The following is a 23,578-nucleotide window of genomic DNA, read 5'->3' on the forward strand; positions in this document are numbered from 1 at the left end:
AGCACCTATAGCATGTTTAACCTTAGGCTGAAGGCTTTTTTCGAGACGAAGTGAAACGTAATTTTATATCAGACTTACTTTTCTAATGCCTCACGCATGGCCTTGGCTTTGGTTAAGCATTCTTCGTATTCTTTTAGCGGATCACTTTTTGCGGTTATTGCACCTCCAACAGAAAAGGACACGTAGTTTTCACTCGCATTATAGAGGATACTTCTAATGACCACATTAAAATCGAAATCTCCCTGTGGCGTAAAATACCCGATTGCTCCGGAATAAAGACCGCGTTTAGCATCTTCTAAATCTTCAATAATGCTCATGGCTGAAATTTTAGGGACGCCCGTCATACTTCCCATAGGAAAGGTTGATGCAATAATATCTACCGGATGAGTATCTGGAGACACTGTTGATGCTACAGTAGAAATCATTTGATGCACTTGTAAAAAGGAATACACCTTACAGAGTTCCTTTACCTGCACACTCCCTTTAAGCGCGGTATGCGATAAATCATTACGCACAAGATCTACAATCATAATATTCTCACTGCGTTCCTTAAGATCTTCAACTAAGTCTTGCTTTAACTTGGCATCCTCCTCCGAATCTAAAGCGCGTTTAGCTGTCCCCTTTATAGGTTGCGATATCACCGTTTGCCCAGTTTTCTGAATGTAACGCTCGGGTGATGCCGACAATGCATAACGATCAAAATGTTTAAAGAATGTAGCGAAAGGCGGCTTAGAAATACGATTTAGAGTTTTAAAGGTTTCAAGCGGATTAATACTACTGTCTTCAGCATAAAACTCCTGACAAAAATTAGCTTCATAAATATCTCCACGATGAATATGATCCAACATGTCGTTTAACTTTTCAAAATAAGCTTCCTTAGACGTACGTAATTTAATTTTAAGAGCCGTTTTAGATTTTGAGATTTCAGGTGCTACCATGTTTTCAATAGCTAGGAGATCTTGATCTATCTCATCATCTACCATTTTAAGATACTGCAGTTCTACTTGATCGCCTTGAATTAAAAACAACTTTTGAGGTTGAAAAAAATACAGATCCGGAAATCCTAAACCATCAAAATTTTGAGATTTTAAAGGTTCTAAACCATTTTTTAAATCATAGGTAAGATAACCAAAAATCCAATCTTCAGTTGTTGATTGGTATTCCCTTAAACGACTAAACCCTTCATCGTAATCTGTAGTGATAGACGTAAAGGCTTCTACGGCCAACACAGCATCATAACGACTGTATTCATCTTTATGTTGATTAGAGTCTAGCCAAATGACATCTGTAAATTGCTGACCCCAAAGCAATAAGTTTTGCTTAAAGATCTCTGGGTCTTTTGGGGAATAAATACGCTGTGTTCTCAATACTTAAATAATTGCCGCAATTTACCGAAATTAAAGCTTGTAGGGAAATAAATTTACAAGCCCTGCCATTTTAAAACCTAGAGAAGAATTGTATCTTTCACCAAAAATTAAAGTCCATGTACAGTATAAAAAACGAGCTCCTTAATATAGGTATAAAAGCTAAAGGTGCAGAATTAAGTCAGATCACCTCAGCGAAACATCAAACGGAATTTATGTGGCAAGCCGACCCTAAATTTTGGGGCAGCTCAGCACCCAACTTATTTCCTATTATTGGTTGTATGAAGGAAGACTGCTATACCTATGAGGGCCAAACTTACAAGATGCCTAAGCATGGTTTTGCTAGACATAACGAAAATTTTACGGTAAGCAAGCAAACCGATTCTAGTATTACGTTTGTACTCACATCAGATGAGACTCTCTATTCCCTCTACCCTTTTAAGTTTGAGTTGCACATTACTTATACACTTACTGAAAACACGCTCTCAGTACATCATACGGTTAAAAACCTTGATACGAAGCCGCTTTATTTTTCATTAGGAGGCCATCCTGCTTTTAATTGCCCTATTAATGCCGATGAAGAGTATAGTGATTACTATTTAGAATTTGAAAAACCTGAAGAGAGTCCATCTTATTTACTCAATATGAGCAGCGGTTTGTTAACGGAACACACAAAGCCTGTCTTTACTGAAGGGAACATCATAAAATTACGTCCCGATTTATTTGACGAAGATGCTTTAATTTTCAAATCTTTAAACTCTAGAGTTATCAGTTTAAAGCATAAGTCTGAAGGCTTACTTCTCAAAGTTGATTTTGAAGATTTTAAGCAACTCGGTATTTGGGCTAAACCCAATGCCCCGTATGTCTGCATAGAACCATGGTTAGGTTATGCCGATCTTGAAACTACCGATCAAAACATCAAAAATAAGGACGGAATTTTAGAGCTTGAAGCCGCTTCAACTTTCACTGCAGCCTACCATATTAGCATAGAAAAAAATCGTTTAGTGTAAGTTGATTAATAAAGTAGTAGCTTTGCACCAAAATATGACAACGTGACTTTTAACGATCTTAACTTAAATACGCCTTTATATAACGCCTTAGATGACTTAGGGTTTACAACACCTACACCTATCCAAGCTGAATCCTTTAACGTGGTTGCAGCAGGTAAAGATGTTGTTGGTATAGCACAAACAGGTACCGGAAAAACCTTTGCCTATATGCTTCCAATCCTTAAAAATCTCCCTTTTTCTAAGCAAGACAACCCTAGAGTTTTAATCTTGGTACCAACTCGAGAATTAGTCGTTCAGGTAGTTAGTGAAATTGAAAAGCTTTCTAAATACATTAATAATCGTGTTTTAGGAGTTTACGGAGGCACCAACATTAACACTCAAAAACAAGCGGTTGCACAAGGGCAAGATATTATTGTAGCTACTCCTGGTCGTTTGTATGATTTAGCCGTGAGTCGTGTTTTACAATTAAAATCTATTCAGAAATTAGTTATTGATGAAGTTGATGTGATGTTAGATCTTGGATTTAGACACCAACTTCTTAATATATTTGACATCTTACCAGAGCGTCGTCAGAATATCATGTACTCGGCTACGATGACCAAGGATGTAGACGATTTAATTGTGGATTTCTTTAAGAAACCATCTAAAATTGCCATTGCAGTATCTGGAACACCTTTAGAGAATATCACTCAGGTGCGCTACGATGTCCCAAACTTTTACACTAAAGTAAATTTATTAGAAGCCCTACTTAAAGATAAAGAGGTGTTTTCTAAAGTCTTAATATTTGTGGCTTATAAGAAAATGGCCGATCGCTTATTTGATCAGCTCGAAGACTTATACCCTGGACAATCTTGTGTGATTCACTCTAACAAAACACAGAACTACAGATTACGTAGTATTGAGCAGTTTAGAGAAGGTGAAAACAGATTATTGGTTGCTACAGATGTTATGGCGCGTGGATTAGATATCGAAGGCGTTTCTCATGTTATCAATTTTGATACTCCAGATTATCCTGAAAACTATATGCACCGTATTGGACGAACAGGTCGTGCAGAAAAGAAAGGACAATCTTTATTATTTTCTACCGCTAAAGAGCAAGAAGGTTTAGAACGTATTGAAACCTTAATGCAAATGAAAATAGAGACGCTTGAAATTCCGGAAGAGGTAACGATATCTACCGAATTAATAGAAGAAGAGCGTCCGCAGATTAGAGAGCGTAATAATCCTACTAAGCGTCGTGATGAAGATGCCCCTGGACCGGCTTTCCATGAGAAAAAGGAAAAGAACAAAAAGGAAAATTTAGGAGGTTCTTATAAATTTAAGATTGCAGCAAAATATAAAAAGCCTAAAACAAGAGGTGATAAAAACTATAACAAACGCAATAAGAAAAAGTAACTCTTTCTTATTGCCTTTAGTAGCGTAGCGGCCATTTCAACATGCTTTGCTTAATTCTCAAGACACAATTGCCCTGAAGTGACGTGCATTAGTTCCTGAAGTTTTTTATCATGAGGACGTATGGCGTAAGCCAATTGAAACTCAGAATAGGCCGCTGAGATTTTGCCTTTAGCTAAACGGTTTTCTCCAGATTTCATTAAAAAGTTAAATGCCCAATCGTCCTTTTGAAAGTTTAGCATTTGGACTTTATTTTGATGCTGTTTAAAGCTTTGTACCAAATTAGTAATGGACAGCAACATAATAAATCCTAAGACGAAACCGAAAATGATTCCAAAATCATAAATCGGCCTTTGTTTTGAAGGTTGTATTTTAAATTTCCGACTATAAGTAGGCAAGGCTGTAAAGGACTTTTTGCGTTGCATAGAAAAAGGGGCACGCGCTCGCATCCCATAAATCCATTTTTGCATTCCTAACCCCATGTAACCCATTATAAATCTTTACCTTATAAGTCTACATTAAGGTATAATTGTTACACAAATCAGTAAAAATAAAAAACCCGTTAGTTTTTTAACACTAACGGGTTTTCTTTGGACGTTTTAGTAGATTACTGACCACTGGCTGCTTTTAAAGCATCTAACTGACGCTGCAAAGCGTTAATCTTTTCAGTTTGATCCTCTACTTTAGGAATCGCTATTATAGAATCTGTAGCTTGGATTAAAATATCTTCGTCTTGCGGTTCTTTCTTAAAATAATAGCCAATACCTTCACTAGCTCTCCACGCCTCATTAAGTTGATTATAAACTTCTTCATCCCATGTACTTGGGTGTTTTACATCAATCCAAATGACATCTCTATATTCGCTATCAATTAAAACCAAATCTGGGGTTGCTGCCCCATCAAATTGCTGAGAGTCTGTTGCACTTATAGACGAAATAGTTCCTAAGAAAAACATACGTTTACGGCCTGCAATATTTTTAATATAAGGTCTAAACTCCACCGGTGTACTCGCATTCCAATCGTACTCTTTGCGGGATTCTTTAACTTTTAATGGCATAGCCGATACCCCAGCATACCCTTGTTTTTTAGAGGCATGATCATAATAGTACAATTCATCAGTACCATCTGCAGGAACAAAAACACTATAACTTAAACTGGTACGCTCATTCCCTACGGGTTCTAACCCGAACCAATGGTACAAACCACTATAGGCATTAGAATTAGAGCCTGAAAAATCAAAATCCGTAACGTAAGGCTGTTGGTTCTGATCTTTTGGCATTACAGGAATTTTTACAGCAGTCTCCATATTCCACGGTAATGGATCACTAAATCCGCCTAAGAATTTTAAAGATTCGGCTTGTAATTGCGATACTTTTTCAGACAAGGTGTTTTGTTTATTTAAAAAAGGATAGTTTTTTATCTCATCAGGGCTCACATAAGTCCCTTTTCCTATGGTAATACGTTCTAAATAATCATTAAAATCATGTTCTCCATTTTCAATAATCATAACTCCACCAAAACTCGGATACGGGAAAAAGAACCCTTTCCACTTAATTAAACTCACCACTTGAACCCATTCCCCTGAATCGTTTTTCATATAAAAGGTATCACTTGGCTCGTGGTTAAAAAGCATCCACGGGTTAAAGCGTTGCACCACGGCATTGTAGGTATTCCTACTAAATTTTAAGGATTCGCCTATAGAAAACGTTACACTTACACGGTTTTCATTTGAAAATCGCGGAAACGGTGTTGTACTACTTACAGAAAATACTTCTTCTGTATTGTCATTAATACGTTGCATCACGTATTTTTCACTAGGCTGAATAGCCATTGTCCATTTATTCTGATCATCCACTCTCACCAAATGAGGCAAAGACACATCTTTAGTTTCACCAACACTTTCACGCCCCATAGAATGAATATTTCGCAAAGGTTGAATACGTTCATTTTGGGTAAGCGGCAACTCATTAATTTCAATCTTATGCATGCTATTAAACACATTGTAGGTTTTCATGTAATCGTACATTTTAAAATACCAACCCACGAGGTATAACAATCCAAAAAACGCAATAAGCAATGCTAAAACGCCTAAACGCGTACTGACTTGCGATGAATTTCTAAATTTTCGTAAGCCAAAGAACAGCACCAAACTACTTAATAGAATTATAAAAATGAATTTTCTAATAAACAGTAATAGGGGTTGATAATCGTCTCTAAAAAAGAACAATAAACCCACCATAATTAAGCCGACCAAAATGACGATTCCTTTTTGCTTTCCGCCTTTACTCCAATACTTTTTTATCATAATTCTCTGTTATTCCTACCGCAGTAGAACTCTAATTATATTATTTTTTAATGTTGCCTGCAATTCAGCAGACGCTCTTATTATGTTTTATCCCCATAGGGTTTCCTCCTAGGCTTTACAACAAGCCTTTATCCTTTAAACGGTCTCTAGCACTTGGCTTATCGGTTTCTGGATTTGTTTTAATTTCTTCCTTAGCCTCTTCAACCACTTTAGGATCTCTAACTTTTAAATCTTCGATAAAATCTTTACCTTTTTCTACAACATCTTCAAACCTATCTTCTATAGAATCGCTTTGTTCCTCTATAACTTCAGAAGTTTTAATTACAAAACTTGCTACATAGGTTCCGATTAAAGTTCCCACAATAAAAGATGCAAACGCCGAAACCCCATAGTAAGAACTAAATACAGCGATAGGCGTTAGAAACTCAATGATCAGTGCTGCTAAGAGCACAAAACTAACCACAAAGATCAAGCGTGGTAAAAAGCTCTGCTGGTAAATAAAGCCTTTGGGATTATTCGGACTCATTTGAAGAGCCTTACTATTCACCATTTTATTTAATAAACGGTAGGCACCATTACCATTAGACTCTCTCCAGTACAGAAAAATTCCGAATAAAATAGCCGTAATAAATATAACGAGTTCTAGTCCCATGCTTTATTTTTTTTAGATTGAACGCTTCCACAACAGCATTCGACACGATTAATACTTTAATTTAAGATTCCGCTATTAAGCAAAATACAGTCCTACACCTTATTGGTCTCAAACACTTAGATATTGTTACGAATACGCTCAATAACCCAATCTTTAAAAGAATCTTCCCAAGTGGCATAATGCTTATAAAACTGCTCTTTATCATACCAATATAAAAATAGCACATCTTTAGGCGCAATATTAATAAGTAATTTATGAATTAAATCGCGATGTACCGCAGACAACGAGGAATGCGGTTGGTGCAAAGCAAAATATAAAGAGGGCTCTACGATATCTTCAATTTTATAAGCATTGCTACGCTCTAATTTTTCGAGATAAATTTCGACACTCATTACTTGCTTCCGAGCTTCAATATCAATTTTGTTAAGATAACTTTTAAACAAGACTTTATCATCTAGAATCGTCGCTAAAGGATGCTGAGGTTCTTTAATAAACTGTGCCAATTCAAACTTCTTTATACGATCGTAATTAGCCGTTTTTACAATAGCCTCTAAGTCGCACTCAATAATGATATGATCTTTTAGTTTATCCATTAACTCGGATTGCGAAATGTGATAAATTAAAACCTCGTGTACGGTGTCTTTAATAGCTTCTTTATAACTGGCTTTACTTACAAAAATTGCGATTGGTTTTATAAAATCGCGAAGCAAATAAACCCCACCAAAGGCCCGTGTATAAAAGGAGCTCACTGAAAAATTTAAGGCCTGCAAGTGCAAATCTCGATGTCTTAAATCGCCATAGGCTTTGGCCGAATTTAGCAGTTGTTGCTGAAGGGTTTCGTCAATAAAATTATTTCCGTTTTTAAAGGTCTCTACAAGCGCTAACTGCTCTCTTTGCTTGTCTTCAAGCTGATCTATAAGCCTAAAAGTGATTGTAACACTGCTGTATTTTAAAACTTCTAAAGGCTCATAAAACACATCAATTCCTTGGTCAAAATCAATACAAATTGCAGCGTCTCTCGTAATATCATTAATTTTATCGCCATGAGTTTTAAAAATTAACTGCATCATCTCTCTATCAAAAGAGTGGTATGGCAAATACACCGGTTTATTTTTCTGCAAAGGAGAAATGATAATACCATGAGGGTTCGCATCGCCATGATTAAGGTAATGATTATCCTTTTTTTCTTCAGCAATTTCAGGGCTCCACCCAATACCATCAATTGAAAACGACGTTAAGCTTGTTGGACTAAACCCTAAGGTTTTTAGACATTTGTTATAACGCTCAACCAGTTTTCCATTAATAGGAATGAGTTCACTTCTAAATAAATTGGCTTCTTTTAATTTGTTCATTTTATACCCTATCGGAATTCCTTTTACTTCTTTCTTTGTTCAAAATCGCTCATCTTCTTTGTTTTTAGAAGATGTTTAACTTAACCCAGCAACTTATGGATTTGCGCATATTGCACTAACATAATTGTTTTGGCATCTTTAATTTCTTCGGAAGCTATCATTTCTACAACTTTGGTAAATGGAAGTTCTAATACTTCTATTTCTTCATTTTCACTTTCCAAACCACCGCCTTCACTGATTTTTGTAGCCTCGGAATATTCTGCCACATATAAAAACATTTTTTCGGTTAAAGCCCCTGGTGAGGTATAAGCTTTATACACTTGCTTAGCGTCCTTTATCTTATAGCCTACTTCTTCCTCGGTTTCTCTAATCACGGTCTCTAAAGGATCATCATTATGCTCTATAGACCCGGCACAAACCTCTATAGACATACCTTCGTCTTCGGTATTTTCATAGATAGGCATTCGGAATTGTTTAGTTAAAATTACCGTTCCTTTCTCTACATTATAAAGTAAGATTGCCGCACCATTTCCGCGATTATAACATTCTCGCGATACCGATTTCCAGGCGCCATCTTCAAACTGAAAATCATAATCAATTCGAGTTAATGTTGCCCATTCCTCAGAAAGGATGGTTTTTGTAATGTTTTTAATCTTATTCATAAATAAAGGGTTCAATTATATGTTCTAAATTAAAGGTTCTTATTAAAACCCAGCGTATTAGCCTTTAAACTCTGCTCTCGCTTTGGTTTCTATTTCTAATTGGTGTACTCTTGAAGCGACTTGACGTTTAAAATCAGTATCTGCTATGGTGGCCACGTTATCTAAATAACGAATCACTTCTTGACGTCTAATATCCGAAAAATTTAAACCTTTCATATTAGACTTCATCAATTCCTGAAGCATTTGAAACTTACTGTTGTAATCTTTTTTGAAATACTTCTCAGGATGCTCAAACCAATCTTGTTCTAAATCGAAATCTGTTAATCGTAAAGATATAGCCGATTGGATATTACGAACATCTCTTGAAGAGAAAAACGGAAATATCTTCTGAATTTCTTTATACAGCGCCGCGTAAAACATATGATCGGTTTGATCATGAAGTTGTTCAGCCTTATCAAAAGCTTCGTGAACTCGGGCTTCTGAAGGTACATCTAAGGCATGAAGAATTTCTCCCATACTGTTGGCTAAACCTTGTTCTGACAAGTATTTATACACCTCAGGATCGTTCATATTTACAAAATCAGGCATGGTCTCTTGTAATTTCTTCCACCAAATATAATCCTGATCTACAAAATCGTGCGTGGTACGTGCCCCATCAATTTTAAAACGGCCTTGCACACGAGAAATGACAGCTTTATCTAGCATTTCAGGAAGGTTGGTAAATAAGCCAATAGAGCTATTCCCATAATTAACGGCATAAGCACCTTCTGTATATCTCAAGAAAACCCCAATCACTTCTTTAACGCCGGCAGAAACCCCTTGCGTGGTTCGTTCTTGTAAATTATTTTCAGCATCATCAATTGGAGCAAAAATCAGTTTTGTAGGGTCTTGCATCGGCTTCATCCACTCCACCATTTTCTCTGCCGACCCTCCTTGAAACGTACTAATAAGGGTGTCTGGCATTGGGTGAAACAAAAATGGAATGTCTAAATGGTCTGCATGTTCTTTTAATCGGGTGGCAATGGCCGCAATAAGCATACTTTTTCCGGTTCCTGGAATACCATAGCCCATAAAAACCGGCATAAATCCGCCTAATTCTTGAAATGGATTTTTCTTGGCTTCAAAATCATAACTCAACATACGCTCTGTTAAACGTCGTGCAAAATGTTTGGCATCCCTATTTCCTACAATTTGTTCAAACTGAATTTTATTAAATTCAATACTTTTGGCCGTCCCAGAAAACACATTGTCCCAACCCGAAATAGCAAAGTCTGACTTCTCTAGTTTGTAAGTTCTATCTACAATGGTTTCGGTATACTCCAAACTGCTTTTACGCAATTGAATTTCTTCAATTAAAGCCTCAAAATACACCACGGTAAAATCTAAAACATCTTGATCTGAATTTATAATTTCAGGATGTCCTAAGTATTTATCGTAGTAAAATAGCTGACAAGAAATTCCTTTTAAGGGTGTTAAAAAAGACACCTCGGGAATTCCTGCAAATTTTTGCTTCATTACCGACAAATCATCGGAGGTATGCGGTTTTAAATCATGTAATATTTTATACGACAAGGCAAACAACATAAAAGCCGTTGCTGTGTGCATTTTACTCTCATACTCCCGACGTCCGGAACGGTCTAAAGCCGATTTGTTTTCACTTAAGCTCGATAAACCTGAAGCATCGTAATACGAATCTTTAATCCAAGTCCCTAAGACCAAGCCTTCTTGGACCGCGTATAAGGTCTGGTTTAATAATATAGGTAAGGCTACCGACTCTGGTAACAACCGTTTTTTTAATGATAATATCGTTTTAGAAACCGAGGTAATACTCAAGTTGCTCCCATTGTTTGCTCTAGACAAATACAATAAGATAGACTGGTCTTTAGTATCGCCTTCTCTGTTTTTTGCACGCTGACTCTGCTCCCACTGAATGGACTTTAAATAAGAGGTGGCTTCATCGCGAAGCATATCTAATTCATTAATTTTTATAGGAAAAGTAGTGTTGTGTTCCATAGGTATCGTGTCTTCTCTGTAATGCGTACGTCGGTTTCAAAAATTACTGTAGCCGCCTACGCTTACTTTATTTATTTTCAGTCTCAATTTTCAGTGCTTCACCGTGTAGTCTATTGAGGCTTTTTTTTGTTTTTATTTTATAACTTGAATTCATTAGGATTTTGCCACAGTAGCATCGTGCTCTTATGCTGTTTCAAGAGGTTCACGCTTGGCATCTCCTAAACTGTTTTTTTTGATTTGAAAAGCCTAAGCTTAAAGGATAACATCGGTGCTGTTACTTTTTATGATTTACCATTGAAGCCTGCAAACTGCTTACCTGAACAGGTGGCATGGCCAACTTATCCATAATTTCAGGCGTTTTATTGTATAACATTTGAATGATTCTATGCGGTGCAAAAAGATAATGCTGCCTATAAGCGGTATCCCAACGCTGAAAAGTTTGCTTACTAAAAAAGCTTCCTTCTTTGAATTCGCTTTCAGATTTTAAATCATCGACCTTAAGTGAGATCACATAAGACTCTAAAGGAATTTCTTTTTGAGCAATACTCTGTAAAATAGCATGGGTTAGTTTGTTTTCATCTTTTGCGAATACATTATGAATAGGTCCAAGATCTACACGTCTTATTAACTTCGGAAATACTTTTGGCAAGCGTTTATCTATACCATAAGCCATAGTATCTAGAGCCATATCTCTATCGGCACTATTTTTTAAAGCCTCATAAATCTCTTCCTTGTAGCTTTGAACGTCTTTACCATCGTAATTAAAATACATATAGCATACAAACGGTCGGTTATGCGAAATATCGTAAAAGCTCCAACTCACTAAATGCTCTGCTACAGATCCTTCTGGGGCATCAATAATTTTACCTTGCACAAACCGATTAAAGATATATTCTTTTTTAGCCGATGAATAATAGACTATGGATGCGGCTTGAAAGAGTTTTCGTTTAGAGATTGGCGTTTTCTTTCGCATAAGCGTGTCTAAAAACTCCTCTTTTAAGGTCTGTATATTGGTGAGTTTTTCTAAATAATCTTCACGCAGGGCCAAATCATTAAACAGATAGCGGAATTCTAAATAATTAGGAAAACTAGAATCGGTTAAATCGACCTTCATATTTTCCTCATCGTCATACATATATTTTACACGCATGGCTTCTATAGAATACAACAACAAATCTGAGTATTGCTTAAATAAGCGTAGCTCTTGCGGATTTAATATCTGTTTTTCTTGTACAGCAACAATGAGTTCCTTGAGTGCAAAATCTATCATTTTATGATAGAATACATATTGCTCTTTGGAATCTAATATTGCGGAATCTAAAGGTGTAACGATCATTTTTAGTAAACAATTGGGTGTATGCAGTTAATGATGAGTTAAGACCAGCTCGGTTTGGTCTTTATTTCTAAACCACATCTTGGTATCCTCTAAAGCCAAAGCTTTGTATATAGGACACTTGTGTAGACGCGTTAAGGATTGCAACGGCATCCTTTTTTCTTTTTCTGAAAAAAGATATAGTGGAAAGCCTGACCTACTTTTGTCATTAAAACAAAAGTAGGTAACGCCCTCATTAATTTAGCCTAACAAATCATCTTCAGGAGCTGTTGGTTTTGGTTCGCTAGCCGGTTTCCCTGCTGTGTCTCCAGAAGGGGCGTTGGCATCAGCAGCGTAATAATCTTCGAAAATTTCTTTCATATCAATGCCGTAACGCTCCGCAAAATTCTTTTGAATTGATTTATCTTTTTCTCTAATTTCACTTAAAGCCTCAGCGTAACTGCCGTAAACGCCTTGCATCACTTTTTCGTGAACCGGAATATTATCCATCATTTCTTGACGTGCACGTGCACTTGCCGTATGCATAGCCGCTAAGGTTTCGCCAATATGCTCATCGGTTTTCACTCCTAAATGTTCTAAAATAGCAGCAAATTCTTGGTCTGTACGTGCTTTTAACGCCACTACATAGCCATCGTAATATTTAAGACGCTCATCTGTATCTGACTTTAACTTTGCACGATGCGTTTGTAAATTACTACGTAACGAGGTTAAAACTTTGATGGTTAAATTGTGCTTATGAACGAAACTATCTTTAGATGCCGCAAGTGTGGTGTAGGCGTTTTTAAGACCTTCTAACTCTTCTACTTTTTGCTCTAAAGTGGTCACTTTACTTAACGCATCTGAATATTCGGTAGACTGCTTATCGGCCACTTCCTCTAAAGATTGGCGCGCTTGCTTTAATAAAGCATACTGCTCCTCGAGCTTCTCCTCCACTTCTTTTTTCTTCTGAAGCGCTTTGGTATGGTTGTTAGAAGCATCTACAATTGCCGTTTTAAGGCTCTCTTCCACTTCTTTAATTTCAATTTCTCTATCTTTTAAACGCTTAATGGCCGCCTGACTTTTAAACGACAATTCATTTAATAAGGTCTGCACATCAGCAGTCTCTATACGTTGTTGAAACATGGCTTTGGCCTCATTATCTGCAGCATCACGTGTTTTTTGCGCGTTTTTGAGTTCGGCCTCTGCATCTTTAATCTTGCTTTTGCGTCCCCAAAGGTTATTCCACCAAGTATCGGGTTTATTATTAGCATTTTCAAGTTCTACCTTAGCACGCTCTAAACGTCTTACCGCATCATCGATCACTTTTTGTTCCGTAGCATTTAAAGCCGAAAAACCTTCAAACATGATACCGACTTCGTCTTGATAGTCTGTTAAATCCTTAATAGCATCTAATAAGGTAGAACGGTCTTTTTCGGCCATATCGACCACATTATCTAAGGTCGCATTTAGTATTTTCTGACGACTTTCAGGATCATCTTCTTGTGCTAGCTTCGACTTCATTTGGTCAATTGCTTTTCCCCAATTTACATCGACTTTTTCAGTCTTTTCTTGTGCGTTGGTTTCTAATAAATCAAAATCATCAGACATAGGTGTTGGTTTTATTTTGGTTGAACAATTTTAGGTTAACAATTTCGGTAATTTTTATGATTATAAAAACTATACTTCCTAGTAATATGTAGCAAATCTTATAAATCTGTTACAGCTTTTTCATTTTAAATGCAGATTCAATATCTTTATCTAAAATTAGGAATCCGATGAAATTACTGAAAACCACCTTATTACTTTGCACAATTCTTGTTGCGACGAGTTGTAAAACAGAAACAAAAAAAGAAAAGGATATTGCCATAAAAGCGAGTAAAGCCATTATTGAAAGTCCGGCGGAATTAAAAATAACACCTATTTCTCATGCCACAATGGTATTACAAACCGAAGACAATACCATTTATGTAGATCCTACAGGCGGACTAGAGGCTTTTAAAGCACAAGCAAAACCCAACTTAGTCTTAATAACAGATATCCATGGCGATCATTTAAGTTTAGAAACTTTAGAGGCTATTGACCTTTCTGGCGCCACGCTTATTGCTCCTGAAGCTGTCGTTGAAAAATTACCAACAACGATAAAAGCCAAAGTTGTCACCTTACATAATGATGATACTTATAATTTTGAAGGCATCACTATAAAAGCCATCCCTATGTACAATTTAAGAGAAGAGGCCTTAAAATTCCATAGCAAAGGAAGAGGAAACGGCTATTTACTGACCATTAATGAGGAGCGCATCTATATTTCTGGCGATACTGAAGATATACCCGAAATGCGGGCTTTAAAAAATATAGACAAAGCATTTGTTTTCATGAATTTACCCTATACCATGCCCGTAGAAAGTGCGGCCAGTGCGGTAATTGACTTTAAACCAAAAACGGTATATCCTTATCATTATAGAGGCACCGAAGGTTTAAGTGATATTGAGAAATTTAAGTCTATCGTTAATGAAAAAGCGCCTACTGTAGCTGTAGTTTTTCTAGATTGGTATCAATAAAATACTGATTTTGTGCGACTTGCCAAAACTTATTACAGCGCGTAAATAATGCGGTTTGCCGATATTTAACAAACTTTAATCGATAAAATTAACACAATTTTTATCTAAATTATTTAGAATTAGAGGTTTAAGAATGAGATTTTTCCTATATTAGCCGTGTAGAAAGGCTATCCAAATCTAAACATTGACTTCATGCTTAATTCATTATTTTTTAAAGTTTTAATGGTAACCACAACACAGTTAACCTTGATCTTAATTACTGTGGCTTCTATTTTTCTCATTTTTATCCTTGTAGCGATTATAAAAATGTACAAGCTGAAAGCGGAAAACAAAAAATTAATGGAAACAAGCAGTATTAAAGAGGAAGAAGAAACCTATACTGACTTTACAAATGGACATTTGTACGGCGATAATTAAGGTTGTAAAACAATCAACTAGTCTGTATATTTAAATCCTTTATATTAATGAAGTTCTATTTTCTATAACTTTTAGCCTTAAGTCAAAACTTATAAAAGTAACATTTATCACAATAAAAAAAGCCAGCAAATCGCTGGCTTTTTTATGTATACAAACTGGGTCTTAACGCACCAATTTCTTGTATTTAATACGTTTAGGCATTAAATCACCACCTAAGCGTTTTTTCTTATTCTCTTCGTAATCACTAAAGCCACCTTCAAAGAAATACACTTGCGAATCACCTTCAAAAGCTAATATATGTGTACAAATTCTATCTAAAAACCATCTATCGTGACTAATTACCACAGCACAGCCGGCAAAGTTTTCTAAACCTTCTTCTAAAGCTCTTAAGGTATTTACATCTAAATCATTGGTTGGCTCATCTAATAGTAAAACGTTCCCTTCTTCTTTAAGCGTCATTGCTAAGTGTAAACGGTTTCGCTCTCCTCCAGAAAGTAATTTTACTTTTTTATTTTGCTCTCCTCCAGAAAAATTAAATCGGCTTAAATAAGCTCTAGAATTCACTTCTTTTCCGCCCATCATGACTAATTCTTGCTCATCACTAAAGTTTTGCCAAATGGTTTTTTCAGGATCTATATTAGAGTGCTTCTGATCTACATAGGCAATCTTCGCGGTTTCACCCACTTTGAATTCCCCTTTATCCGGATCTTCCTCTCCCATAATCATTCTGAAAATCGTGGTTTTACCCGCCCCATTAGGACCAATAACCCCAACGATTCCTGCTTGTGGTAGATTGAAGTTTAAATCGTCATAAAGTAATTTATCGCCATAAGCTTTAGCAACGCCTGAGGCTTCAATAACATTAGTCCCTAAACGCGGACCATTAGGAATAAAGATTTCTAATTTTTCGTCAAGTTGTTTTTGATCTTGACTCATTAATTTATCGTAATTCTTTAAACGCGCTTTCTGTTTTGTTTGACGCCCTTTTGCTCCTTGACGTACCCAATCGAGCTCTCGCTCTAAGGTTTTTTGACGCTTAGAGGCTGTTTTGCTCTCTTGCGCCATACGTTTTGATTTCTGATCTAACCAAGAAGAATAATTTCCTTTCCAAGGAATCCCTTCACCTCTATCGAGTTCTAAAATCCAACCCGCTACGTTATCTAAGAAATATCTATCGTGTGTTACAGCGATTACGGTTCCTTTATATTGTGCTAAGTGATGCTCTAACCAATGTACCGACTCGGCATCTAAATGGTTGGTAGGCTCATCTAATAGTAAAACGTCTGGCTCTTGTAATAATAAACGACATAAAGCTACACGACGACGCTCACCACCAGAAAGCACTCCGATTTTCTTATCACCATCTGGCGTGCGTAAAGCATCCATGGCAATTTCTAACTTGGTATCTAATTCCCATGCGTTAGAAGCATCAATCTGATCTTGTAATTCCGCTTGGCGGTTCATCAGCTTTTCCATTTTTTCTGGATTGCTGTAAACCTCTTCTAAACCAAATTGGTCGTTAATTTTATTGTACTCATCAAGAATTGCTACCGTTTCAGCAGCGCCTTCTTTAACAACTTCCATAACGGTTTTCTCATCATCGAGTTGTGGTTCTTGCTCTAAGTAGCCTACAGAATAACCAGGTTGAAAAACCACATCACCTTGGTAGTTTTTATCAACTCCAGCAATAATCTTTAATAAGGTAGATTTACCTGATCCGTTTAAACCTAAAATACCAATCTTGGCTCCGTAGAAGAAACTTAAATATATATTTTTTAAAACGGGTGTATTCGCTCCTGAAAAGGTCTTGGTAAGACCAGACATCGCGAAAATTACTTTTTTATCGTCACTCATAATTTGTTTTTAATTTTTTGCAAAGTTATGCATTACATTATTACTTGTATGGGTTTACATACGTCCTTTTAGGGCGTTAAAAACCCACGCAATACAGTAAAATCCGCCACCAACAGCAGCAAAACCCCAACCTGCGACCTCATCATATCTAAAGGCTCCAAGCGCTATTAATCCACACCCTACAAACACCATTATCCATGTTGCCCAAGCTAAAACTGTATTTTTATTCATTGCCATAGTCCATCTAAAATTTAATAATTATTTAATTTTCAAATATCGTGAATTTTGGCAAGAAAATATATAAAATCATCAGTCAATTAACAGTACTCATTGTATTTATAGCTTAAGATCTGCCCTATGCCTATCAATTTAAAAGCTTAACGTTTTTCGCTTTCAATAATAATCATTGTTTTCTAAGCCCATAAACCTACTCACATTGAAATATTTAGGCTCACCATACTACCTCCAAGACATGAAGGGAATCATTCCTCCATATTTAAGTTTTAGAAATTTTAATATTAATGAATTACCGCCTGTTTTTTGTTCAACACACGCTTCAACCTAAGGACATTATAATAGGAGCTTTACAATTGGGCTTTAAATTTTTCAATTTCAATCTGCAACATTTCCTTAAGCTCTGCATCTCTAATTTCTCCGTCTTTAAAATGCGTACTAAAAGAGGGTAATGAAAATGAGCCAACAATATTGGCGTCATGACGAGGAAAACGATCTAAGGCAATCTGCAATACGGATTGTCCACCGCGACCACCTGGAGAAGTCGCCATAAGAAGCATCGGTTTATTAAACCAGTTTTTTGACTCGATAACCGAGAGCCAATCGAATAAATTTTTAAACACTGCGGAATAAGCACCGTTATTTTCAGCTAAAGACAGAATGATGCCATCGCTTTTCTTTATTAAATCTAAAAATATGGCAGCATTCTGAGGTATACCCTCTGCTTCCTGTAAGTCCTTACCATATATGGGAAGTTCAAAATCGTTTAAATCTAAAATGGTAGCTTCAGCTGTGTCTACCAAACTTGCCGCGTAAGTGGCTAATTGTTTATTAATGGAATCGGAACTATTACTTCCTGCAAAGGCAATTATGTCTTTCATATTTATAATTTCAGATTAAAGTACAAAAGCAGCCTATACTTTCCAAGCTAAATACGGCCTTGAATTTTATTTTAACAGAATATTCACTTTCCAAACCTCTAAACATTTTCGTAAATTCGTGCAAAACAATTTTGTCAATGGATATCAAATTCAACATTAATGAAGACCATAATAAACTCTTACTTTCGGATCTCAAAAAGAGATTAGTCCGTGTAAAATTAGGAGGTGGCGAAAAGAGCATTGAAAAACATCATGCTAAAGGAAAAATGACGGCGCGAGAGCGTATAGACTACCTTTTAGACCCTCAATCTAAATCTATTGAAATTGGTGCTTTTGCAGGTGAAGGCATGTACGAGCAATACGGCGGCTGCCCTTCTGGTGGTGTGGTTGTAAAAATGGGTTATGTGCAAGGCAAGCAGTGTATTGTGGTTGCTAATGACGCCACAGTAAAAGCTGGAGCTTGGTTTCCTATTACTGGTAAAAAGAATTTAAGAGCTCAGGAGATTGCCATAGAAAACCGACTTCCTATTATTTATTTGGTAGATAGCGCTGGTGTATTTTTACCTATGCAAGACGAAATTTTTCCTGATAAAGAACATTTTGGGCGCATTTTTAGAAATAATGCGATAATGAGCAGCATGGGGATTACTCAAATTGCTGCGGTTATGGGCAGTTGTGTTGCCGGTGGAGCCTACTTACCTATTATGAGTGACGAAGCCCTTATTGTAGATAAAACAGGAAGTATCTTTTTAGCGGGAAGCTATTTAGTTAAAGCGGCCATTGGGGAAACCATAGATAATGAAACCTTAGGCGGTGCAACGACGCATTGTGAAATTTCGGGGGTTACCGACTATAAGGCTAAAGATGATAAGGCTGCCTTAGATAAGATTAAATCTCTGATTGATAAGATTGGTGATTACGATAAGGCGGGCTATAATAAAGCTGAAGCAAAAAAGCCAAAGGACAACCCTGAAGATATTTATGGCATTCTACCTAAGAGTCGGGCAGACCAATACGATATGAAGGAAATCATAAAACGTTTGGTTGACGATTCTGAATTTGACGAATACAAAGAAGACTACGGAAAAACAATTATTACGGCCTATGCTCGTATTGAAGGTTGGGCTGTTGGGATTGTAGCCAACCAGAGAAAGTTAGTCAAGAACAAACAAGGCGAAATGCAATTTGGAGGTGTAATCTATAACGATTCTGCAGATAAAGCCACACGATTTATTGCCAACTGTAATCAGAAGAAAATACCATTGGTGTTTTTACAAGATGTTACCGGATTTATGGTTGGAAGTAAATCTGAACATTCTGGAATTATAAAAGATGGTGCTAAGATGGTGAATGCTGTAAGTAACTCTGTTGTTCCTAAGTTTACTATTATATTAGGTAATAGCTACGGTGCAGGAAATTACGCCATGTGCGGAAAAGCCTATGACCCACGCTTAATTGCCGCTTGGCCAAGTGCCGAATTAGCGGTGATGAGTGGAAACTCTGCAGCGAAAGTTTTACTTCAAATAGAAACGGCATCTTTAAAGAAAAAAGGTGAAACCATAACTAAAGAAAAAGAAGAAGAACTTTACCAGAACATTAAATCGCGTTATGATGATCAAGTCTCTCCGTATTATGCAGCTTCGCGTATTTGGACAGACGCCGTGATTAATCCGTTAGATACACGAACTTGGATTTCTATGGGCATTGAAGCCGCTAACCACGCTCCTATTGAGAAACCTTTTAATATGGGTGTTTTACAAGTTTAAGACAATAATTATGGCCCTTGAAAAAGGGCCATAAAAAAAGAGCGCAAATAGCGCTCTTTTTTTTATATCTTAACTTAAGGATAACGCAATACAACTATTGTGTTAAACCTTCACGTTTTGCTTTTTTCTCTTCTCTAATCTCTTTTAAACGCTCCATAGAAGCCCCAAAAAGCCAATAAGGAACTACAAAGGTTAAAAGGAAAATCATTAACCAAAATCCAATAGTTAATATGGTTAAAAATGCTAAAAATCCTAAATACTGATCAAAGTCGAACATAATTCTTGTGTCGTTTACGTTTTGTGTGCACAAAGATATAACCAAAATCTAAGTTTTACAATAGCAATCCCTAGTTTTATTCAAAGGTTATTAAAATTTATAGGGCTTTCACTAATAAATCTGCTGTAGCCGGATTGGTTGCCAATGGTACATTATGGACATCACAAAGACGCATTAACATTAAGATATCTGGTTCGTGCGGATGGCGATCTAATGGATCTCTAAAAAATAAGACCATATGACACTTACCCTCAGCGACTCTTGCTGCAATTTGTGCATCACCTCCTAAAGGCCCAGACATTAAAGCATTAACACCAAAACCTGCTTTGGTTACTTTTTCTCCTGTAGTTCCGGTAGAAATTAAATGAATGCCTTTTTTATGTAATATTTCGCTGTGCTGGTTGAGAAACTGAACCATTTCAGCTTTTTTTCCGTCATGCGCTATAATTGCAATTTCCATAGTTATAAATTGTTTACGTGATAATTGACTAAACCTTCAATTGGGCGTCTTACAAAATTCCCAACTTTAAAACCTAATTCTTCAGCAACTTGCTTGATTTCAGCTTGGGCAAAAAATGCAATTGAGCCTGCAAAATGCACAGGAACCCCTTGCTCTAACTCTTCTTTAAACTGAAGAATCATATTTTCTGCAAACAAACGGATACCTTTAGTAATTAAGTTACTGATATATTCTGAATCTTTATTTATAAACATAAACTCGGCATGATCTGCGAGGTAAGCACTTGGATTGGCTTGTTTATAAACGTTATACTTTATAAAATCGGCATCTAGATTATGTTTATGCGCAAAGGCTACTCTAATCGTATCTGGCATTTTATTAAAGAAGTAATCTCTAATTAACTGCTTACCAAAATAGTTTCCGCTGGCATCATCCATTAAAATAAAACCAAGACTAGACACACGTTGGTGAAGATTGCTACCATCGTAATAACTACAATTAGAACCTGTACCTAAAATACAAACTACAGCAGCTTCATCATTAGTATTAATACAAGATCTTACGGCCGCATAGGTATCTTCCTTAACTTCTACCTTAGCATTGACAAAATAAGATTCTAAAACAAATTGTAATGACAGTCTAGGCTTATCCGTACCACAACCTGCACCATAAAAATACACATGTGTTACGTCTTCAGCAATAGCCATTAATGCTTTGCTTTTCTTTATAATTTTATTAATTTTTTTTTCTGCAACAATAGCAGGATTTAAACCTTTGGTTCTAATCTTATCCCCGAATTGATTCCCATCTTTATCGATTGCAATCCAATCGCATTTGGTAGAACCACCATCTGTAATTAAAATCATGATAATGTATATAAATAAAAATTCCGTAGTTTATGACAAGACATAATTCTACGGAATTTTCAGAATTAATAATATGTCTTAAAGGCTATTTACCTTTTGAGCTAAATCAACTAATTTGTTAGAATATCCAAACTCATTATCATACCAAGAGATTAACTTGAAGAATGTAGAATTTAATTCAATAGACGCATCAGCATCAAAAACACTAGTTTGTACTTCGCTCACGAAATCTTGAGAGACTACAGCATCTTCAGTATATCCTAAAACACCATTCATTCCTCCTTCAGAAGCACTTTTCATTGCAGCTTTGATGTCTGCTAAAGTTGTTTCTTTTTTAGTTTTCACTGTTAAATCTACAACAGAAACATCTACAGTTGGTACTCTAAATGCCATACCTGTAAGTTTTCCGTCTAATTCAGGAATTACTTTACCTACAGCTTTAGCTGCTCCTGTAGAACTTGGAATAATGTTGTTCAGTGCAGAACGACCTAAACGGTAGTTTTTACGTGACGGTGCATCTACAGTAAATTGTGTTGATGTTGTTGCGTGAATTGTAGTCATTAAAGCTTCTTCAATTCCGAAGTTATCTTCAATTACTTTAGCGATTGGCGCTAAACAGTTTGTTGTACAAGACGCGTTAGATACAATTGTATCTGAAGCTTTTAAAGTATCACAGTTAACCCCCATTACAAACATAGGAGCATCTTTACTTGGCGCAGAGATAACTACTTTTTTAGCACCACCATCAATATGGTATTGAGCTGTTTCTAAAGTGGTGAAGATCCCTGTACATTCTGCAACTACTGTTGCTCCAGCTTCATCCCATTTAAGGTTTTTAGGATCTTTTTCTGCAGTAATACGGATTGTTTTTCCATCTACAACTAAGTTACCGTCTTTAACCTCAACTGTACCATCAAATCTTCCGTGAACAGAATCATACTTTAATAAATATGCTAAGTGCTCTACATCTAATAAATCATTGATTGCTACAACATCGACGTCATCACGTTTAACCGTTGCTCTAAATACAATTCTTCCTATTCTTCCGAATCCGTTGATTCCTAATTTCAAATTTCCCATTTTTTTAATTTATTTTAATTGTTACTCTTATTAAATTGACATAATGTCTGAAACTCTTAAAAGTTCCTTATCTATTTTTGATTTTCCTTTTACGGCTTGATCAAATGGTGTTAAATCCATTCCATCATTTTTAAGACCTACCATATAATTACTCTTTCCGGTAATAATACTTTCAACAGCTTTTACACCCATTCTACTGGCTAAAACACGGTCGAAACAAGATGGAGATCCACCACGTTGCATGTGGCCTAATACAGAAACACGAACTTCGTATTCTGTCATATTTTCTTCTACATAGTCCTTAAGCTCAAATACGCTTTTTCCTATTTTATCCCCTTCAGCAACCACCACAATACTTGATGATTTTCCTGAAGTTTTACTACGACGTAGGGATTCTAGCAAACGATCTAATCCTAAATTTTCTTCAGGGATTAAGATTTCTTCTGCTCCTGCTCCTACACCTACGTTTAAGGCAATATGCCCTACATCGCGTCCCATAACTTCAATAAAGAATAATCGGTTATGTGAACTTGCTGTATCTCTAATCTTATCGATCACTTCTACCACGGTATTTAAAGCGGTATCGTATCCTAAGGTATGTGTTGTTCCATAAATATCATTATCTATGGTTCCTGGAATACCCATTACAGGAAAATCGAATTCTTTATTAAACACCATAGCACCGGTAAAACTACCATCACCACCAATAACCACAAAAGCATCAATTCCTGCTTTCTTTAATTGATCGTAAGCCGCTTTACGTCCTTCAACGGTCCTGAAGGCTTTTGAACGTGCCGATTTTAAAATTGTTCCTCCTTTGTTGATGATCCCTTTTACACTTCGGGCATCCATTTCAACAAAATCACCATCTATCATTCCTTCATATCCTCTATAAATACCGTAGCATTTTATAGAGTGAAATGCACAAGTTCTAACTACAGCTCTAATTGCAGCATTCATTCCTGGTGCATCACCACCTGATGTTAAAACACCTATTTTTTTAATTGTTTGTAGCATTGTCTTATTTATTTACAGTAAAATTAATAAACTCTACATAGATTAAACTGACTATTATCATAAAAAGATGGACTAATTTCTAATTCAATCGTTTTCGTTAATAAGT

The 23,578-nt window shown here is 36.2% G+C and carries 22 protein-coding genes; 5 read left to right on the top strand and 17 right to left on the bottom strand.

Annotated features, from left to right (window positions below; all coding sequences use genetic code 11):
- Window positions 1-74: 74 nt before the first annotated feature.
- The gene (locus ACFQ13_RS04250) at window positions 75-1,367 is read right to left on the bottom strand and encodes an anthranilate synthase component I family protein (protein WP_386114399.1); all 1,293 of its coding nucleotides are present in this window, start codon (window positions 1,365-1,367) and stop codon (window positions 75-77) included.
- Window positions 1,368-1,483: 116 nt separating this feature from the next.
- Here ACFQ13_RS04250 and ACFQ13_RS04255 point away from each other — a divergent pair, with 116 nt between their 5' ends.
- Window positions 1,484-2,374, top strand: a complete 891-nt coding sequence (locus ACFQ13_RS04255; RefSeq protein WP_386114402.1) for an aldose 1-epimerase family protein — start codon at window positions 1,484-1,486, stop codon at window positions 2,372-2,374.
- A 42-nt stretch (window positions 2,375-2,416) separates the two neighbouring features.
- Entirely contained in the window at window positions 2,417-3,769 is a 1,353-nt protein-coding gene (locus ACFQ13_RS04260) for a DEAD/DEAH box helicase (RefSeq protein WP_386114404.1), read from the top strand.
- 50 nt (window positions 3,770-3,819) lie between these two features.
- Here ACFQ13_RS04260 and ACFQ13_RS04265 read toward each other — a convergent pair whose 3' ends face one another.
- The 8 genes from ACFQ13_RS04265 to ACFQ13_RS04300 form a co-directional block, all read right to left on the bottom strand.
- Window positions 3,820-4,248, bottom strand: a complete 429-nt coding sequence (locus tag ACFQ13_RS04265) for a hypothetical protein (RefSeq protein ID WP_386114407.1) — start codon at window positions 4,246-4,248, stop codon at window positions 3,820-3,822.
- Window positions 4,249-4,373: 125 nt separating this feature from the next.
- Window positions 4,374-6,071: a hypothetical protein gene (locus ACFQ13_RS04270; protein WP_386114409.1), complete on the bottom strand. Its 1,698-nt coding sequence runs from the start codon at window positions 6,069-6,071 to the stop codon at window positions 4,374-4,376.
- 115 nt (window positions 6,072-6,186) lie between these two features.
- Window positions 6,187-6,723, bottom strand: coding sequence for a hypothetical protein (locus ACFQ13_RS04275; RefSeq protein ID WP_386114411.1), 537 nt, complete (start codon window positions 6,721-6,723; stop codon window positions 6,187-6,189).
- A gap of 116 nt (window positions 6,724-6,839) precedes the next feature.
- Window positions 6,840-8,075 (bottom strand): DUF6638 family protein, encoded by a 1,236-nt coding sequence (locus tag ACFQ13_RS04280; protein ID WP_386114414.1) that lies wholly within the window; start codon window positions 8,073-8,075, stop codon window positions 6,840-6,842.
- Window positions 8,076-8,155: 80 nt separating this feature from the next.
- Window positions 8,156-8,737 carry an NUDIX domain-containing protein gene (locus ACFQ13_RS04285; RefSeq protein ID WP_386114416.1) on the bottom strand — a complete coding sequence of 194 codons (582 nt, stop codon included), beginning with the start codon at window positions 8,735-8,737 and terminating at the stop codon, window positions 8,156-8,158.
- A 57-nt stretch (window positions 8,738-8,794) separates the two neighbouring features.
- A complete protein-coding gene (locus ACFQ13_RS04290) occupies window positions 8,795-10,750 on the bottom strand; it encodes an AAA family ATPase (RefSeq protein WP_386114419.1) in 1,956 nt (651 codons plus the stop codon).
- A 274-nt stretch (window positions 10,751-11,024) separates the two neighbouring features.
- Complete coding sequence (locus ACFQ13_RS04295) at window positions 11,025-12,086, bottom strand: hypothetical protein (RefSeq protein ID WP_386114422.1); 1,062 nt, start codon at window positions 12,084-12,086, stop codon at window positions 11,025-11,027.
- A gap of 237 nt (window positions 12,087-12,323) precedes the next feature.
- The gene (locus ACFQ13_RS04300) at window positions 12,324-13,670 is read right to left on the bottom strand and encodes a microtubule-binding protein (RefSeq protein ID WP_386114425.1); all 1,347 of its coding nucleotides are present in this window, start codon (window positions 13,668-13,670) and stop codon (window positions 12,324-12,326) included.
- 167 nt (window positions 13,671-13,837) lie between these two features.
- Here ACFQ13_RS04300 and ACFQ13_RS04305 point away from each other — a divergent pair, with 167 nt between their 5' ends.
- Window positions 13,838-14,620 carry an MBL fold metallo-hydrolase gene (locus ACFQ13_RS04305; RefSeq protein ID WP_386114428.1) on the top strand — a complete coding sequence of 261 codons (783 nt, stop codon included), beginning with the start codon at window positions 13,838-13,840 and terminating at the stop codon, window positions 14,618-14,620.
- Between the two features lie 192 nt (window positions 14,621-14,812).
- A complete protein-coding gene (locus ACFQ13_RS04310; RefSeq protein WP_386114430.1) occupies window positions 14,813-15,037 on the top strand; it encodes a hypothetical protein in 225 nt (74 codons plus the stop codon).
- Window positions 15,038-15,199: 162 nt separating this feature from the next.
- Here ACFQ13_RS04310 and ettA read toward each other — a convergent pair whose 3' ends face one another.
- The 3 genes from ettA to ACFQ13_RS04325 form a co-directional block, all read right to left on the bottom strand.
- A complete protein-coding gene (gene ettA, locus ACFQ13_RS04315) occupies window positions 15,200-16,891 on the bottom strand; it encodes an energy-dependent translational throttle protein EttA (RefSeq protein ID WP_114309573.1) in 1,692 nt (563 codons plus the stop codon).
- A 54-nt stretch (window positions 16,892-16,945) separates the two neighbouring features.
- Window positions 16,946-17,128 carry a CAL67264 family membrane protein gene (locus ACFQ13_RS04320; RefSeq protein ID WP_114309572.1) on the bottom strand — a complete coding sequence of 61 codons (183 nt, stop codon included), beginning with the start codon at window positions 17,126-17,128 and terminating at the stop codon, window positions 16,946-16,948.
- A 347-nt stretch (window positions 17,129-17,475) separates the two neighbouring features.
- Window positions 17,476-18,006, bottom strand: a complete 531-nt coding sequence (locus ACFQ13_RS04325) for an NADPH-dependent FMN reductase (RefSeq protein ID WP_386114435.1) — start codon at window positions 18,004-18,006, stop codon at window positions 17,476-17,478.
- Between the two features lie 137 nt (window positions 18,007-18,143).
- On the opposite strand from ACFQ13_RS04325, the gene ACFQ13_RS04330 reads away from it, so the two are divergent.
- Window positions 18,144-19,772 carry an acyl-CoA carboxylase subunit beta gene (locus ACFQ13_RS04330; RefSeq protein WP_386114438.1) on the top strand — a complete coding sequence of 543 codons (1,629 nt, stop codon included), beginning with the start codon at window positions 18,144-18,146 and terminating at the stop codon, window positions 19,770-19,772.
- Between the two features lie 94 nt (window positions 19,773-19,866).
- Here ACFQ13_RS04330 and ACFQ13_RS04335 read toward each other — a convergent pair whose 3' ends face one another.
- The 5 genes from ACFQ13_RS04335 to pfkA form a co-directional block, all read right to left on the bottom strand.
- Window positions 19,867-20,049, bottom strand: a complete 183-nt coding sequence (locus ACFQ13_RS04335) for a hypothetical protein (RefSeq protein ID WP_114309569.1) — start codon at window positions 20,047-20,049, stop codon at window positions 19,867-19,869.
- A 97-nt stretch (window positions 20,050-20,146) separates the two neighbouring features.
- Window positions 20,147-20,509 (bottom strand): methylglyoxal synthase, encoded by a 363-nt coding sequence (locus ACFQ13_RS04340; RefSeq protein WP_386114441.1) that lies wholly within the window; start codon window positions 20,507-20,509, stop codon window positions 20,147-20,149.
- Window positions 20,510-20,511: 2 nt separating this feature from the next.
- Window positions 20,512-21,375 carry a BadF/BadG/BcrA/BcrD ATPase family protein gene (locus ACFQ13_RS04345; protein ID WP_386114444.1) on the bottom strand — a complete coding sequence of 288 codons (864 nt, stop codon included), beginning with the start codon at window positions 21,373-21,375 and terminating at the stop codon, window positions 20,512-20,514.
- 78 nt (window positions 21,376-21,453) lie between these two features.
- Window positions 21,454-22,455 (bottom strand): type I glyceraldehyde-3-phosphate dehydrogenase, encoded by a 1,002-nt coding sequence (gap, locus tag ACFQ13_RS04350; protein ID WP_114309566.1) that lies wholly within the window; start codon window positions 22,453-22,455, stop codon window positions 21,454-21,456.
- Between the two features lie 30 nt (window positions 22,456-22,485).
- On the bottom strand, window positions 22,486-23,472 hold the full coding sequence (gene pfkA, locus ACFQ13_RS04355; protein ID WP_114309565.1) for a 6-phosphofructokinase: 987 nt from the start codon (window positions 23,470-23,472) through the stop codon (window positions 22,486-22,488).
- Between the last annotated feature and the right edge of the window lie 106 nt (window positions 23,473-23,578).

Source organism: Winogradskyella rapida (genome assembly GCF_042675845.1).
Taxonomy (GTDB): Bacteria; Bacteroidota; Bacteroidia; order Flavobacteriales; family Flavobacteriaceae; genus Winogradskyella; species Winogradskyella rapida.